The sequence below is a fragment of the Bacillota bacterium genome (assembly GCA_013177945.1).
GTDB lineage: Bacteria > Bacillota > DSM-12270 > Thermacetogeniales > Thermacetogeniaceae > Ch130.
Window position 1 is genome coordinate 17,921 of sequence record JABLXW010000012.1, and the last position, 14,339, is coordinate 32,259.

The 14,339-nt window shown below is 59.2% G+C and carries 15 protein-coding genes and 1 tRNA gene; 15 read left to right on the top strand and 1 reads right to left on the bottom strand.

The window, feature by feature from the left end:
* Positions 1–24: 24 nt before the first annotated feature.
* The 14 genes from HPY58_07750 (at position 25) to HPY58_07815 (ending at position 13,359) form a co-directional block, all read left to right on the top strand.
* Positions 25–1,161: an acyl-CoA dehydrogenase gene (locus HPY58_07750; protein NPV29535.1), complete on the top strand. Its 1,137-nt coding sequence runs from the start codon at positions 25–27 to the stop codon at positions 1,159–1,161.
* A gap of 85 nt (positions 1,162–1,246) precedes the next feature.
* Complete coding sequence (locus HPY58_07755) at positions 1,247–2,023, top strand: electron transfer flavoprotein beta subunit/FixA family protein (GenBank protein NPV29536.1); 777 nt, start codon at positions 1,247–1,249, stop codon at positions 2,021–2,023.
* A gap of 19 nt (positions 2,024–2,042) precedes the next feature.
* Positions 2,043–2,990 carry an electron transfer flavoprotein subunit alpha/FixB family protein gene (locus tag HPY58_07760; protein NPV29537.1) on the top strand — a complete coding sequence of 316 codons (948 nt, stop codon included), beginning with the start codon at positions 2,043–2,045 and terminating at the stop codon, positions 2,988–2,990.
* Between the two features lie 18 nt (positions 2,991–3,008).
* Positions 3,009–4,301 carry an FAD-dependent oxidoreductase gene (locus HPY58_07765; GenBank protein NPV29538.1) on the top strand — a complete coding sequence of 431 codons (1,293 nt, stop codon included), beginning with the start codon at positions 3,009–3,011 and terminating at the stop codon, positions 4,299–4,301.
* Positions 4,298–4,579 carry a ferredoxin family protein gene (locus HPY58_07770; GenBank protein ID NPV29539.1) on the top strand — a complete coding sequence of 94 codons (282 nt, stop codon included), beginning with the start codon at positions 4,298–4,300 and terminating at the stop codon, positions 4,577–4,579. The genes HPY58_07765 and HPY58_07770 overlap by 4 nt, the downstream gene beginning before the upstream one ends.
* Before the next feature lie 78 nt (positions 4,580–4,657).
* Positions 4,658–6,082, top strand: a complete 1,425-nt coding sequence (locus tag HPY58_07775) for a hypothetical protein (protein NPV29540.1) — start codon at positions 4,658–4,660, stop codon at positions 6,080–6,082.
* A 119-nt stretch (positions 6,083–6,201) separates the two neighbouring features.
* A complete protein-coding gene (locus HPY58_07780) occupies positions 6,202–7,119 on the top strand; it encodes a DNA double-strand break repair nuclease NurA (protein NPV29541.1) in 918 nt (305 codons plus the stop codon).
* A 12-nt stretch (positions 7,120–7,131) separates the two neighbouring features.
* Complete coding sequence (locus HPY58_07785) at positions 7,132–8,985, top strand: ATP-binding protein (GenBank protein ID NPV29542.1); 1,854 nt, start codon at positions 7,132–7,134, stop codon at positions 8,983–8,985.
* 1 nt (position 8,986) lies between these two features.
* Positions 8,987–9,976, top strand: a complete 990-nt coding sequence (locus HPY58_07790) for a serine/threonine protein phosphatase (protein ID NPV29543.1) — start codon at positions 8,987–8,989, stop codon at positions 9,974–9,976.
* Positions 9,973–11,277, top strand: a complete 1,305-nt coding sequence (locus HPY58_07795) for an AAA family ATPase (protein ID NPV29544.1) — start codon at positions 9,973–9,975, stop codon at positions 11,275–11,277. The genes HPY58_07790 and HPY58_07795 overlap by 4 nt, the downstream gene beginning before the upstream one ends.
* Before the next feature lie 25 nt (positions 11,278–11,302).
* Positions 11,303–11,581: a hypothetical protein gene (locus HPY58_07800; protein ID NPV29545.1), complete on the top strand. Its 279-nt coding sequence runs from the start codon at positions 11,303–11,305 to the stop codon at positions 11,579–11,581.
* Positions 11,578–12,231: an ATP-binding protein gene (locus tag HPY58_07805; protein ID NPV29546.1), complete on the top strand. Its 654-nt coding sequence runs from the start codon at positions 11,578–11,580 to the stop codon at positions 12,229–12,231. The genes HPY58_07800 and HPY58_07805 overlap by 4 nt, the downstream gene beginning before the upstream one ends.
* A gap of 25 nt (positions 12,232–12,256) precedes the next feature.
* Positions 12,257–13,048: an undecaprenyl-diphosphate phosphatase gene (locus HPY58_07810; GenBank protein ID NPV29547.1), complete on the top strand. Its 792-nt coding sequence runs from the start codon at positions 12,257–12,259 to the stop codon at positions 13,046–13,048.
* A 233-nt stretch (positions 13,049–13,281) separates the two neighbouring features.
* Positions 13,282–13,359 (top strand) — tRNA-Pro (locus HPY58_07815).
* Here HPY58_07815 and HPY58_07820 read toward each other — a convergent pair.
* Positions 13,338–13,508, bottom strand: coding sequence for a hypothetical protein (locus tag HPY58_07820; GenBank protein NPV29548.1), 171 nt, complete (start codon positions 13,506–13,508; stop codon positions 13,338–13,340). The two genes, HPY58_07815 and HPY58_07820, sit on opposite strands and share 22 nt — an antisense overlap.
* 79 nt (positions 13,509–13,587) lie before the next feature.
* Between HPY58_07820 and HPY58_07825 the strand changes: the two genes are divergently transcribed.
* On the top strand, positions 13,588–14,313 hold the full coding sequence (locus tag HPY58_07825) for an HAD family hydrolase (protein ID NPV29549.1): 726 nt from the start codon (positions 13,588–13,590) through the stop codon (positions 14,311–14,313).
* Positions 14,314–14,339 lie beyond the last annotated feature (26 nt).

A 14,339-nucleotide genomic window follows, 5' to 3' on the forward strand; every position in this document is an offset into this window, starting at 1 on the left:
TTAAAACTGGAGGCGAAACTGGAAATGGCTTACCTGTTGGGTGAGGAACATGAATTGATGCGGCGGACCGTGCGGGAGTTTGCGGAAAAGGAACTGGCCCCCCGCGCCAAAGAGATGGACGAGACCGGGGCCTTCCCCTGGGATCTGGTCAAAAGGGCGGCAGAACTGAATTTGCTGGGGATCATGGTTCCCGAGGAGTACGGCGGGGCAGGGAGCGACATGCTGAGTTGCGCCATTGCAATCGAGGAGATTTCGCGGGCGAACGCCGCGATGGGGATCATCGTTGCCGCGCATAAGCTCGGTACGGATGCCCTGATGATTGCAGGAACCGAGGAGCAGAAGCAGAAGTACCTGGTCCCGGCCGCCCGCGGGGAAAAGCTTGCAGCCTTCGGCCTTACAGAGCCGGGCGCGGGGTCCGATGCCGGCTCCCTGGCAACCAGTGCGGAGAGAGACGGAGATGCCTGGGTTTTAAACGGGACAAAGTGCTTCATTACCAACTGCGGCCCTGCCGAAATCTACGTGGTTGCCGCCAAAACTGACAGGGAGGCCGGGGTCCGGGGGATCAGCACCTTTATCATCGAAAAGGGGACTCCCGGTTTCTCCATCGGGAAGCTTGAGGAGAAAATGGGCCTCCATGCCTCGGCAACCGGCGAACTGGTCATGGAGAACTGCCGGATCCCTGCAGAAAACCTGCTGGGGCCGCTCAACAAAGGTTTTTCCACCTTTATGAAGGCCCTCGACGGGGGGCGGATTGCCATCGCGGCGATGGCGCTGGGGATTGCCCAGGCCAGCCTCGATGCCTCCATCGAGTTTTCCAAGCAGCGCAAGCAGTTCGGGCGCCCCATTGCCTCCTTCCAGGCGATTGCCTTTTACCTTGCCGAAATGGCAACGAAGATCGAGGCCGCCCGGAGCCTCACCTACCGCGCGGCCTCTCTAAAGGATGCCGGGCAGCCTTTCAGCAAGGAGGCGGCGATGGCCAAGTACTACGCCTCCGAGGTAGCAATGTGGTGCTCGACGAAGGCGGTTCAGATCCACGGCGGGTATGGCTACACGAAGAACTTCCCGGTGGAGCGCTACATGCGGGAGGCCAAATTGACCGAAATCGGAGAAGGGACCTCGGAGATTCAAAAGCTGGTGATCAGCAGGGCCCTTCTCGAGTAGCTCCGGCAGCGTTGTTGATGTCAGCCGAAGGGCCGGATAAAGGTCTCCCTCCGGCCCTAATTTTTAGCGGAGGAGTGACCGGATTTTGCGGATCGTTGCCTGCTATAAATACGTCCTGGACGAGCGGGACATCAGAATTAACCCTGAAGACCGGGCCCTTGTCACAGACCGGGCTGCCTGGAAAATCAGCGACTACGACCGGAACGCCATCGAGGAAGCGGTGCGGATCAAGGAGCGGTCCGGAGGCGCCGCGGTTTTCGGTTTGACTGCCGGACCGGCTCAGGCGAAGGCTTCCCTGAAGGATGCCCTCTCCCGGGGTCTTGACGAGGTTTACTTTGTTCAAGACGAAAGCCTGGCGGGAGCCGATCCCCGGGTAACGGCACGGGTCCTGGCGCGCGCCCTTGAGAAAATCGGTGACTGCCGGTTGGTGCTCTGCGGGGAGGGAGCCAGCGACGACTACGCCCAGCAGGTGGGGCCCCGCCTGGGCGTGCTGCTGGGCTGGCCGGTGGTAACCTATGTGAGCAAACTGGAGATTACCGGCGATACTTTGAGGGCCGAAAGAAAGCTGGAGGACGGGCTGGAGATTGTGGAGGTGGAGCTTCCGGCGGTGGTGACGGTTACCGGAGAAGTTAACCAGCCCCGCATTCCCAGCCTGAAGCAGGTGATGGCGGCCGGCAAAAAACCGATGCACATCTGGTCTCTGGCGGACCTCGGCCTGGGAGGCGATGCCCTTGCCGCTGCGGTTGAAGTCAGGTCGCTGAGAGGAGCGGTTACGGACAGGAAGCGGGTCGTATTCAGGGGAGATCCCGCCGAGGCTGTTGTCAGACTGGTGGAGGCTCTGGTGAAAGAAGGCCTGATCTAGCAAGCGGGAGGGAAAAATCTTGCAGAAGAAGGTTTGGGCAATATCAGAGCAGCCGAAAATACTGGCGGAGCTGGTGGGCGGCGCCAGGAGTCTTTTCGGGGAAGGTGCGGTCGTGACCGCAGCCGCGCTTGGATCGCGCGAGGGAGCAGAGGCTGCAGCCGCAGCAGGCGCCGGGAAGGTGTACTGCTTTAATCTGGAAAACGGGGCTGCGGTGGAAGATCTGTACCGGCCCTTGTTTGAACTTATAAAAATGGAAGGAGCAGACCTGATCCTGGTGGGAGCGACGAAACGCGGCAAGACCCTGGCTGCGCTCCTGGCTGCCGCCCTGGATTCCGGCCTGGCAACCGAGGCGGTTATTGAAAGCGTTGCTGACGGTATTGCCGTGCGCCGGCTCGTCTACGGCGGGCTCGCGGTGAGCACGGGCACCTTTGTTTCCGGGATTCCGGTAGTGACCGTTCCGGGCCGCACCTGGGAGGTTCCGGCTTCAGGTGAGGCAGGGGCCGCAATCGTGGAAACGGACGGCATGCCGGGGCGCATCCGCGTCCTTGAGCGCAGGGCCCGCGCGAGGGAGTCGGCCGATCTCGAATCTGCCGAGGTGGTGATCACCATCGGGCGGGGAGTCAAGAAAAAGGAAGATCTTGCCATGTTCGAAGAGCTTGCGGAGCTCCTGGGCGGCGTTCTTGCCTGCACCCGGCCCGTGGCCGAAGAGGAGGGCTACCACTGGTTTCCCGAGGACTCCTACATAGGGATTTCCGGGCGGATCGTGAAGCCGCACCTTTACCTCAGTGTGGGAAGCTCAGGCCAGGTGCAGCACCTGGCCGGGTGCCGCGACGCGAGGGTGCTTGTCGGAATCGATAAAAACGAGGACGCCCCCATTTTCGAGGCCTGCGACTACGGGGTCGTGGGCGACCTCTACCAGGTGATTCCGGAACTCATCAAAAAGATTAAAGAAGCCAGGGCTTCTTAAAAAGTTGGGGTGACCCGGTTGAGCGAGGAAAAATTCGACTGCATTGTTGTAGGGGCGGGGCCTGCAGGAAGCACGGCGGCCCTTGAGCTTGCCCGCCAGGGTCTTGAGGTACTCCTTGTGGAGCGGGGCCCTGCGCCGGGAAGCAAAAATATGATGGGGGGGCGCCTCTACAGCCACTCCCTCCACAAAATTATTCCCAACTTCTGGGAAGAAGCGCCGGTGGAGCGCTGTGTGGAGAAGGAGGAGCTTTGCTTTTTAACCGAGGGCGGGGCGGTGACCGTGAGCCTCGCCTCTCCCGAACTGGGCGAGCCCCCCGACCACTCCTTCACCGTGCTCCGGGCCGACTTTGATGCCTGGCTGGCCGGCAAGGCCGAAGAGGCCGGGGCGGTGCTGGCTACCGGGGTCCGCGTCGACGACCTTTTGCTCTCCGGCGACCGGGTCTGCGGGATCAGGGCCGGGGAGGACGAGATCCTGGCCGATGTGGTCATCGCGGCCGACGGGGTCAATTCCCTCCTTGCCCGGAAGGGCGGCCTGCGGGGTGAACTTCCGTCCCGGTACGTCTCGGTCGGCGTCAAGGAGGTTATTGCCCTTCCCGCCAGAGCCATCGAGGACCGCTTCGGCCTGGGGGAAGGAAAAGGGGCCGCCCGCCTCTTTGTGGGTGCCTGCACCAGGGGGGTTCAGGGCGGGGGCTTCCTCTACACCAACAGGGAGAGCATCTCTCTCGGCCTCGTCTTTTCCCTGCACGCCCTTTCTGAAGCTGGTGTGAGCGTACCCGAGGCCGTGGAGGACTTCAAGCTCCACCCGGCGGTCAGGCCGCTGCTTGCGGGTGGGGAAGTTGTGGAATACTCCGCCCACCTCGTCCCCGAGGGGGGTCTTGCCATGCAGCCCAGGCTGGTTGCGGGAGGGATGCTGGTGTGCGGGGACGCTGCCGGAATGGTCATCAACACCGGCTTCATGGTGCGGGGGATGGATCTGGCCGTAACCGCCGGGGCCACGGCGGCCCGGGCAGTTCTTGCCGCCAGAGAGAAGGGGGACTTCAGCGCCGCCACCCTGAAAATCTACGAAGAGATGCTGCGGGAGACTCATGTCTCCTGGGACCTCGAGGCCTACAGAAACGCTCCTGCTTTCCTGGAAACGCCGCGGCTCTACACCACCTACCCGGAGCTGGTGGTGGAGATGATGGCCGACCTCTTCAAGGTGAGGGGGGCCAGGCCGAAGCCCGTGCGCCGGATGGCGATAGAGCACCTGAAGCGGCGCGTTTCCCTCATCCAGCTGATACGGGATGCCTGGAAGGGGGCGAGAAGCATATGAAGCGCCTGAGTATTTCGGAGCGCCTTGCCCTGAATAAATTCGAGGTTGACCACGAAGAACCGCATATTGTACTGAAGAGGGACATCTGCAGGAGCTGCTCGGTTAAGCCCTGCACCTTCGTCTGCCCCGCGGGGCTCTACACCTGGAACGGGGAGGAGATTAACTTCGACTACGCCGGGTGCCTGGAGTGCGGCGCCTGCCGGGTGGTCTGCCCGAAGGGGGCCCTGACCTGGAACTACCCCCGCGGCTCCTTCGGTGTAATCTTCCGCTACGGATAATTCGGCCCCTGAGAAAAAAGGATTTTTCACCCCCCCTGCCGTAAAAGTACGAGAGGAAGAAGGCAGGGGGTTGTTTTTTTGAGACGCCCGAGTTTTTTCCTGGTTTTTCTGACGGCCCTTTTTATCATCAGCTATAACTTCTGGTATTTTCTCCTTCGGGAGGCGAAGGGGGCCACCTGGCACGAAACCCTTTTGCGGGGCGGCATTGTTGTGGACGGCTCCGGCCGGAAAGCCTACCCCGCCGATGTCCTGATCCGGGGGGCGAAGATTGCCGCCGTGGGCCGGGAGATCGAACCCTCACCCGGGACGCGGGTGATTGATGTCCGGGGCGCACTGCTCCTGCCGGGCTTTGTGGCGCTCCGGCCGGGCCTTCTTCCCCAAGAGGAAAAACAGAAAGAGTTCATCAGGGCAGGAGTGACAACCGTCATCGGCGGGGGAGATGGGAATGCTCCCGCGGAGATCGAAAAGCATCTGAATCTTGTTGCACAGAGCAATCCCCGCCTCAACTACGGAACCCTCTTCGGCCTGGGGACCCTCAGGGGGATCGTCCAGAAAGGGCCGCGGCCGATCAGCCCTCCCGCCCTGGAAACCCTGCGGGGGCTGGCCCAAAAGGGCCTGGCGGAGGGTGCGCTGGGATTTTCCCTGGACCTCAACTCTCTGCCCGGCGCCTGCTGGACCTGGGAGGAAATCGAGAAGGTTTTGGCAAATTTCGCGCCTCCCCCGCTGCTGGTGCTGGGTTTGCCGGAGGAGGTTTTTTTCCAGGAAAACAACCTCCTGGAGGTGCTCCAGGAGGTGGTTCGGGAGGCGCGGCGCATTCCCTTTCAGCCTTATCTCAGGCATTTTCGCCTCCCGAAGGGAGTTTCCTCCGATTTGGCTGCAAATGTCAGCGGGGAGCTTAAACGGGCGGCTGCAGCAGGGGTAGAGGTGAGGGGAGACCTCAACCCCTTTCTCCTCACAGGGGGGCCGCGCCACCGCTTCGACCGGGCTCTCGGGCGTTTCGATCCCGGGGACCTGGTCTTTGCCAGGGTTCCGGAGGAGCTTGCGGAGCTGCGTGGGAAAAGCCTGGCCGGGGCGGCCCGGGAACGAGGCTTGCCGGTCGCGGCCCTCGCGCGGCAGCTGCAGGGGAAAGAGCTTCAGGTTGAACTGAATGAGGCGGGGGGAGAAAAGGCCTTGGCCTCGCTCTCTTCTTTCTGCTGGCAGGCGGTATACGCCGATTCCGGAGAAGCCCCCCGTCCTTATTTGAACCTTTTACGGGAGGAGGAAGGCCGCCTGGGGGCGCGGCCGCTGGAAGAAAAGGTCTGGAGGTTGAGCTTTTTGCCGGCCCGCTTTTTCAGGTTGGAGGGGCGGGGGATGCTTGCTCCTTCTTATTATGCAGACATCCTGGTTGTGAGAAGAACCGGGAAGGAACATGTTCTGGAGTACGTTTTTGTGAACGGAAAGCCGGCTTTAAGAGAGAGGCTTTTAACAGATGTGAGGTCCGGAAGCGTTCTCCGGAGTCGGTGAAAAAGCCTGGTTCCCGGCGCTGCACTTTGTGGTAGAATAAGGATTGAAGAAAAGGAGGGGATCTCATTTTTTTCCAGATAGCAGGACTGGCTTCGGAATTAAAAGAGCTCAATGGATTTTTGCAGCGGCGGAAAGAGGCGCGGGGAAGCTGGGAGGCCCGGCGGCGCAAAGCCCGCGAAAAGGGGAGCTTTTTCTCCCTCTGCCGCCTCAGCGGCGGGGAAATCCAGGAATTTTTTCGGGGCTCCTCCCTTGTGGGAGTTGACGGCTCTCTGAACACTTTTGGTGCCGCTTTCCCCTACACCGTAACCTTTTTCCGGGCCCTTGCCCGCTCCTGCAGGGCCGGCGCAGAAGGGAAGCGGTTCTGGGCCCACCGGATCTTTTCCCCCCTTCTGCCGGAGCACCGGGCAAAGGTGGAGGAGAAGGTGAAGACCGGTCTTGACCCTGAGGAGGCCCTGGCGCGCCTCCGCTGGGAAACCCTCGCTGCCCTCGAAGCGGAAGCAGGAAGGCGCGCCCTGGAAGAAGAACACCCCCGCCTCCTTTTGTGGGACGGGGCTTTTGCCAGGCTCGAGGCCCATGCACCGCTGGTTTGGGAAGAGTTAAAGTCGTGCGCCTTGAGCCGGCGGACTTTGCTGCTGGGAGTAACCGAGGAGATTGCAACCAGTTCCTTTAGGGATCTCGGGGCCGGAATGATGGCGGACCGGGAGATTTTGTACAGCCTGCTGCGGCCGGGGGAGGGGTTTCAGCTAAGGGAAGAAGGGCGCGAAAAGGTGGGGCGGGTTTACGTGCGCCTTGCTTCCCACCCTCAGGTTATTGCGGTCGACTATCTTCCCGAGCAGAGAGGAGACCTTGCGACGGCTCTGAACTTTCTTTACACCATTACCCCGGAACACGGAAGGGGTTTTCCCCTCTGGCTTGATATTGTCGATGCCGAGGTCCGGTTCACGCGGGACCAGGTGGAGGTTCTGATCGCGAATTATCTGGATCCTGCGGTGACCGAACTCTTCCTGCGGCCCTTGCGGGCGCGGCGGGATCTTTAGGAGGGCTTTTGGATGCAGGTGGTAGGAGTAACAACCCAGCAGTATGTATACGTGGCATCCCGGGAGCGGAAATTCCGGATCAACGAAGTCCTGATTGTGGACGACCCGGAGCACGGATTCCCCCGCGGGGAGGTTGTTGAGACCAGGTCCTTCAACAGGTTCATCCCTCTCACCCTGGAGCGCAGCCCTTTAATCGATCCCGAGGTCTGGGAGGGATTGGAGCAGGTCGGTTTCAATCTGGGGGAAGAAACAATCCACCTTGCGAAGCTCCGGATTCTGAACGACCTTCCCGCCCCGGTGGCGGTTGGAGCGCGCGTCCGGGTGCCGGAGTTCGCCGAGGTCAGGGACCTTTTGCTGCCGTGCCATCCTGCTTCAGGTTTCGTCCTGGGCGTGCTTCTGGGAACGGAGGAGCTGAAAGCGGGGCTGCCTGAAGAACTCCGGGAAATTGCTCCCCTTTACATAAAAGGGCAGGGGATTTTGCCCCAGAGCGGGGTGCCCTTTGTCTTCGATTACCGCGCCATGCAGGAGTACCCTCATATCGGGATCTTCGGGGGTTCGGGCTCGGGAAAATCCTTCGGGATGCGGGTGATTCTGGAGGAGGTTTTAGAAAAGAGAATACCTGCCCTGGTCTTCGATCCCCATTACGAAATGAGCTTTGCCACACCCTTCGAAGGGATGGAGAGGGAGTGGGTCGATTCTTTTGCTTCCCGAACCGAAATCCTGACCGTCGGCCGCGACACCGGGGTAAGTTTTGAAGACCTGACAAGCAACGACCTCGCCTCCCTTATCCAGGCGGCAGGCGCGAACTATACCGAGGGAATGGATAACGCCCTGAAGGCGATCCACCAGGAGCGGGATTCCTTTGTAAGTTTTTCCCAGAAACTCGAAGATCTGATCGGCCTGGCCGAGAGGGAAGAAGAGACGCGGGAGCGCATCAGGCGCAGGTACGGAGAGAACTCCCGCTATGAAAAATCCCTGGAAGCCATGGCGCGTCAGGCCGGCCATCCCAGCAGCCTGCGGGGGATCCGGTGGCGTCTTTACCGCCTGGAACGGGAAGGAATCTTTCAAAAGAACATCGAACCGATCATCAACGCCTTGAAGCACCGCCGCCTGACCGTGATTCGGGGCCCCATCTGGCTCCTCACGGTTTTCAGTGCTTACCTCATCCGGAAGCTGTACCGGCTCCGGCGGGGCTACCAGGATGCCCTGCAGCGGGGGGAGGCACCCGGAGAGAGGTTTCCGCCTTTTTTAATCGTTACCGATGAGGCCCATCATTTTGCCCCAAAGAGTTTTGAAATCAACGCTCCGGCGCGCGGGATTTTCCGGGAAGTGGCTCAGGAGGGCCGGAAGTACGGGGTTTTCCTGGTTCTGGCCACCCAGCGCCCGGCCCTTCTTGACGAGACTGTCACCGCCCAGTTGAACACGAAAATCATTTTCAGGACGGTGAGGGCTACCGATATCGGTGTCATCAAGGAAGAAACCGATATCACGCGTGAAGAGGCGGAGCGCCTCCCCTATCTGAGTTCGGGTACGGCTTTTATCTCCTCTGCTGTTGTGGGAAGGACGGTTGCGGTGCGGATCCGCTGCGCCCGGACCAGGCCCCCCCATGCGGCAAATCCTTTTGCCGAGCTGGAGGAGGAATCCCAGACGGCCCGCGAGGAGATCTGGCGCCTGCTGGTGCAGTATTTGCCGTTGCACGCCGGGCAGGTTAATTTGTACCTCCCCGAATTCGAGCGCGCCCTGAACCGGCCCGTCACCTTTAACGAGGTCTGGGAGTGGCTGGAAGAATTTGCTGCTGCCGGAAGGCTTGAAAAGGAAGAAGGGCCCTTCGGCCCCACCTACTCTTTGCGTGAGGAAGAAATCTAAAATGCGGTTTTTGTTTCTTACCGACGATCACAAAAGGGGTACAACCCCTGCGAACCGGAAAGACAATTTTCCCGCCACCCTGGCGGCCAAACTCCGGGAGGTAGTGGAAATTGCCCGGGAGCGGGAGGTTGATTACATCTTGCACGGAGGGGATTTTTTCGATGTTCCTGCACCGTCCCTCAGTGTCTGCGCCGATTTCCTCGAGATTTACCAGCAGTTCCCGGCGCCGGTTTACACCATTGCCGGAAACCACGACCTTTTCGGACACAACCAGGAGACGCTGCCCCGGACGATGCTGGGTTTTGTAGCGCGCCTGGGAATTGTACATCTGGTCGGAAGGGAGCCTGTCTATTTAGAAAAAAACGGGATCCGCGTTCAGCTGACGGGCCAGGGGTACCATTTTGAGATGGACCGCCGGGATCCGAAAAAGGATTATGTGGTGCAAAAAAAAGATTGCGATTTTGCGATTCACCTCGTGCACGGGATGCTGCTGGACCGCGTCTGCTTCCCCGGCCCCTTTTACACCCTGGTCGAGCAGATCTGGGAAACGGAAGCCGATTTTACCCTGGCGGGCCACAACCACCTGGGCTTTCCGGACACAGAAAGAGATGGCAAGTTCTTTCTCAATCCAGGCGCGCTCGCCCGGCTTTCAAGCCACCCCGCCGAAATGAGGAGGCCGGTTCAGGTGGTCCTGATCGATTTTTCCGGAAGCAGGCCCGTTTACGAAAAGATCCGCCTGATAAGCGCCCCTCCGGGTGAAGAAGTCCTCGATCGGAGCCATCTGGAAGAGGCTGCTTTTCGGGAACAGCGGCTGGCCGGATATCTTGCGGAGGTCAAGGCTGCCGGCTCTTACCAGCGCACCGATGTCCGCCTTTTGATTGAAGAAATCGTCCGGGCAGAAAAGCTTGACCAGAGGGTGAGAGAAGAAGCGTTAAGGCGCATTGCCCGGGCCGAGGAGGCGCTGGCGCGGGGGGAGGAGGAAGAAGCGTGAGTTTCCTGCGCAGAGTCGTTGTGGACAATTTCCAGTCCCACGAGCATACAGAGCTTACCCTGGAACCGGGTTTGAATGTAATTGTAGGCCCTTCCGACTACGGGAAATCTGCTCTGGTCAGGGCGCTCCGCTGGCTTTTTTACAACGAGCCCAAGGGGGCGAACTTTATCCGCGTTGGGGCGCGCGCTGTGCGCGTGCTCGTGGAATTCGACGACGGGACGAAATTGCAGCGCCTCCGGGATACAGGAGGGAAGAACCGCTACATTTTGCAGCGGCCTGGTGAGGAAGAGAAAATTTACGAGGGTTTCGGAGGGGATGTTCCGCACGAAATCATCCTCGCTTCGGGAGTCCGGAAGGTTTTCATAGATGAGCGCAACAGGGTTGAATTGAACCTGGGGGGCCAGCTGGAAGCACCCTTTCTCCTGGCCGAGAACGGCGCGGTCCGGGCCAAGGTGATCGGGCAGCTGGGTGGCGTGCACATCCTCGACTGGGCCCAGAAATCCGTGGGGACGGACCTCAGGCGCCTGCGCGAGGAGGAAAACCGGTGCAGTCTCAACCTTAAAAATCTGGAAACAGCCCTTCATGCCTACGATCATCTGCCCCGCCTTGAAGCCCAGATCCGGGATCTGGAAGAAGCGGCTGCCAGGGCAGAAGCAATCACCAACACCATTGATGCTCTGAATGAGATCCAGAACCAGTGGAATGAACTGGAAAGCGCCCTGAAGGAGGTGGAGAGCCGCCTTGAGGCGCTCGCCCTTTTGGATCAGGCCGAGGCCCGGCTCCAGGGGCTTGAAGCTTGCCTGCAGGAATACAGGGACCTGGTGCTCCTCTGCGCCGAAATGGAGGAGACCGAACTTCAGTTGAAAAAGGTGGAAGAAATTCTTGAAAAAACGAGTTCGGTTCCTGCTGCGGAAATTCTTGCGGCGAAGCTGGAGGTGCTTACCGGGCAGTTAAACGACCTCCTCCAGATTGCCCGGGAGGCGGATGCCGTTGCGACTCTCCTTGTCAGGGCGGCCCGCGTTGTGGAGCGCACCGGAGCGCTGGAGAGGGCGGAAAAACAGGTGACCCTCATTTCAGATCTGGTCCAGCAGATCCGGATTTACCAGGAGATGTGGAAAGCCTGGCAGGACCACGAGCGGGAGTACCGGGGAGCCTGTGCTGCCGTTGCGCGTTGCCAGAAGGAGATGGAGAAGCACCTTGCGGATTTTCGCCTGCTTCTCACAAAGCTTGGGAGGTGTCCCGTCTGCTTTGGGGAACTGACGCAGGAGGCGGTGGCGCGGGTGCTTGCCGAATACCAGTAAGAGGATACCGGGAGGAGGAGAAATTTTGCAGGAGCAAAAAGAGCAGGTTCTGTACGAAAAGCAGGTCAACCACCTGAAGGAGGCGTTGCGCAGGTCCCGCGACCTGAGGTCGCGCGCCCTGAGCCAGAAGGAATTGCTTGAGAAGCAGCGGGAAAAGCTTTACCAGAAGGCAGCGGAATACGGCGTCAAACCCGAGGAGTTGGGCGAGAAAATTGCGGCATTGAAAGGCGAGCTGAACCGGCTTCTCGAGGAGGCCCGGAAGCTGGTCCCCTGGGATCTCCTGGAAAAGGAGCGGATTGAGTGAGACAGAATCTGGCTTCTCTGAAAAATTCCCTTGAACTTATGAAAGCCCTTTACCACAGGCAGCGGGGGGAACAGGCAAAGCTCCTCCAGGAAAAAGCCGCCCTGGAGAATCGCCTCCGAGAGGTTCGGGAAGAAATCGAATGCCTGGAAAAGGTGCGCCTCCTCCTATTGGAGGCGGCAAAACACGCGCGGGAACAGGGTCGCCGCCAGGTGGAGTTTCTTGTTACCCAGGCCCTGCAGTTTGTTTTCGGAGGGGATCTGGAGTTCAGGGTGAAGGTGGAAGAGAAGAGGGACCGGCCCGAAGCGGAGTTTTACGTTTGCTCCACCTATGGCGGAGATTTCAAGGTCGAAACCACTCCCCAGGATGCACGAGGGGGCGGGGTGGTTGATGTGATTTCCCTTGCCCTGCGGCTTGCCCTTCTGCATGCCTTCCGTCCTCCTCTGGGGGGGCCTGTAATCCTGGATGAACCGGCAAAACATGTTTCCGAGGAATTTTCGCCCCAGGTGGCCCGCTTCTTAAAGAGTTTCAGCCAGAGCCTCGGCCGCCAGATCATTATGGTTTCCCACAACCAGCACCTGGCGGACTCGGCCGATGTTGCCTATTTGGTGGAGATGCAGCAGGGAAGAAGCAGCGCAAGACGCATTCGGTAGCACTTGATTTCAAGGAGGTTCTGCGGTGACAATCTGGCAGGCGGTTGTCCTCGGTTTGGTGCAGGGGTTTGGTGAGTTTTTGCCTATCTCCAGTTCTGCCCACCTGGTGCTGGTTCCCTGGTTCTTCCGCTGGACCTACCAGGGGCTTGCTGTAGATGTTGCCCTTCATTTGGGAACACTGGTAGCCGTAGTTGCCTATTTCTGGCGGGACTGGTTTAACCTTTTGCTGGGGGCGGGAAAAGGATTACGCGATCCGGAGGGCCGCCTCTTCTGGTATCTGGTCCTGGCTTCTCTTCCGGGGGCAGCCCTCGGCTACCTGTTTGAAGACTGGGCCGAAACCGTTTTCCGGACCCCGGTGCTTGTAGGGATCATGTTGATTACCATGGGCCTGATTTTATACTGGGCCGACCGGAAAGGGGCCAAAAGCGTGGAAATAGAACGGGTTGGCCTCTGGCAGAGTTTGCTGATCGGGTTCTCCCAGGCCCTGGCGATTGTTCCGGGAGTTTCTCGTTCAGGTGTCACGATGACCGCCGGGTTGCTTGCCGGATTGACGCGGGAAGGAGCGGCGCGGTTTTCGTTTCTCCTCTCGGCGCCGATTATTTTTGGGGCAGGGCTCCTGAAGGTACCGGATCTGATGGCACGCCCGGACATGGTCAACCTTCCCTTTCTGGTAAGTGTTGTCGTTTCTGCTGCTGCGGGGATTGCCAGCATCGGCTTTCTGCTCCGTTATGTGCAGACCAGGGATTACACCCCTTTTGTCTGGTACCGCTTTCTTCTGGGCGTGCTGGTCTTTTTCGTGGCCTTGACACGCCGCTGAAAGGCCTTAATGAGGCAAATCTTCCTGTATCGAGGGCCTTTCACAGGAAAGCTCTTCTGTTTCTCCCAGCAGAAAGGGTGCTTTGAGAAAGGCAAAATCGACCGATGGAAACGGGAAAATAAGGAAAGGAGGACACGGGAGCCGCCCTCCGGGGGAAGTTCTGAATTCCTCGAAGTGGCACCGAAATTCTTGACGGAGGAAGGGAAAAGGGTTAAAATTATAGTTGCCGGAGTCGGGATGTAGCTCAGCTTGGTCAGAGCGCACGGTTCGGGACCGTGAGGTCGCTGGTTCAAATCCAGTCATCCCGACCATTTATTTTTTTAACCTGCCGTTCAATCTCCCGGGCGCAGGCCCGACGTTGCAGGGAGCATCTCGCTGCCCCCTGTGGTGCCTGGCGGGCCATTCCCCCGATGATTTCTTTTCTGCCTCCCGTTTGTGCGGCACCGCAAGAGCCCTTCATGCGGAAGCTTGTCTTGCCTGGTAGGATATGCTAGACTATTCCAAAATAAAATTTCCGAGAAAGCCCGGGAGGGAGTATTGTGTTTAAGGTTCTGCTCTTTGATCTTGACGGCACTCTGCTGCCGATGAACATGGATATCTTTATGAAAGAGTACTTTCGAGCCGTAACCCGCAAGTTTGCCCATCTCATTCCTCCCGAGAAATTAATCCAGGACATTCTCTACGGGACAATGGCCATGATTAACGACACCAACCCCGAAAAGACAAACAAAGAGGTTTTCTGGTCTCATTTTCTTCCCCGTGTCAGCCTTCCCGAGGAGGTTCTCGTCCCGATGTTTGATGAATTTTATGCTTTTGATTTCGCCAGCCTGAAGCGCTGCATTCACCCCAACCCTCTGGCGCGTCCTTTACTGGAACGCCTCTTTGAAAGAGGTTTTCAGGTTGTGATTGCCACCAACCCCGTTTTTCCCGAGAGAGCCATCCAGGAGCGCATGAACTGGGTGGAAATCGGGGATCTGCCCTACGCCCTTGTGACAACTTATGAAAACAGCCACTTCTGCAAGCCGCGCCTGGAGTATTATCAGGAGGTCATTTCTTGCCTGGGCGTCAGGCCGCAGGATTGCCTGATGATCGGGAACGATGTTGAGGAGGATCTCGCTGCCAGGAAGCTGGGGGTCACGACTTTTCTCGTGGAGGACTGGCTCCTGAACCCGCGCGGGCTTCCCATCGAAACCGATTACCGGGGTTCCTTTCAGGATTTGGCGGCTTTTTTAAGCAGTTTGCGTCTTGATGAAAGTCCGGTGTAGAAGCAGAATCCGGGTTGCGCCGGGGA

Bases quoted from the DNA above. Each gene is read 5' to 3' on its own strand.
- HPY58_07750 (NPV29535.1), top strand. From the start codon at position 25: ATGGCTTACCTGTTGGGTGAGGAACATGAATTGATGCGGCGGACCGTG.
- HPY58_07770 (NPV29539.1), top strand. From the start codon at position 4,298: ATGAAGCGCCTGAGTATTTCGGAGCGCCTTGCCCTGAATAAATTCGAG.
- HPY58_07785 (NPV29542.1), top strand. From the start codon at position 7,132: ATGCAGGTGGTAGGAGTAACAACCCAGCAGTATGTATACGTGGCATCC.
- HPY58_07790 (NPV29543.1), top strand. From the start codon at position 8,987: ATGCGGTTTTTGTTTCTTACCGACGATCACAAAAGGGGTACAACCCCT.
- HPY58_07820 (NPV29548.1), bottom strand. From the start codon at position 13,508: ATGAAGGGCTCTTGCGGTGCCGCACAAACGGGAGGCAGAAAAGAAATC.